This is a genomic window from Vibrio sp. IB15 (genome assembly GCF_016406055.1).
Taxonomy (GTDB): Bacteria; Pseudomonadota; Gammaproteobacteria; order Enterobacterales; family Vibrionaceae; genus Vibrio; species Vibrio chagasii.
Window position 1 is genome coordinate 1 of the sequence record NZ_JAEFCE010000170.1, and the last position, 529, is coordinate 529.

Here is a 529-nt window from a genome sequence, read left to right on the forward strand (position 1 = left end):
GATTAACTGAATACTTGTAACCAAGATCAGTTACACAGAATTATTTACAGGGTCTAGCGAGCCAAACTGACCGCTCTTTCAGAAGCACAACAGAATCCTATCAACGCCTCTGTAGTCGACACAAAGCTGATCAACCATAACTTTAATACTTATAAAAATGGTCACCTGTTAGAGATCAATATTCAGGTGAATAAGGATAATGTCATCCCTAAAGAGAGAAAGGTTCTGTGCCAAGGTGAGGTAAAACTAGAAAACCTACCCATACCTGAGAGTAATATCCTATATCGAGAATATGTGTGTAGCTGTGTTCTTAAATGTGCTCAGGACTCTTTCAATGTATTGCCTGAGTCGAGTGTCGTAATCAATGTTGAACAGGTTTCTGCGGGGCAACCCAATGAAACCATTCTATCGTGTCATATAGAAAAAGAGTTGCTCGAGTTCTTACTAATTGAAGATGACAAGCCCTCAGAGATACTCAATGGTATGGACTCCCCACCTCAACTGACAGCGTCAGCTAAAGTTACAGGTG

The 529-nt window shown here is 40.6% G+C and carries 1 pseudogene; it reads left to right on the plus strand.

The features are described 5' to 3' along the window. Positions 1-57 precede the first annotated feature (57 nt). A pseudogene (locus tag JC606_RS23285) lies at positions 58-529 on the plus strand (hypothetical protein); the annotation flags it as partial.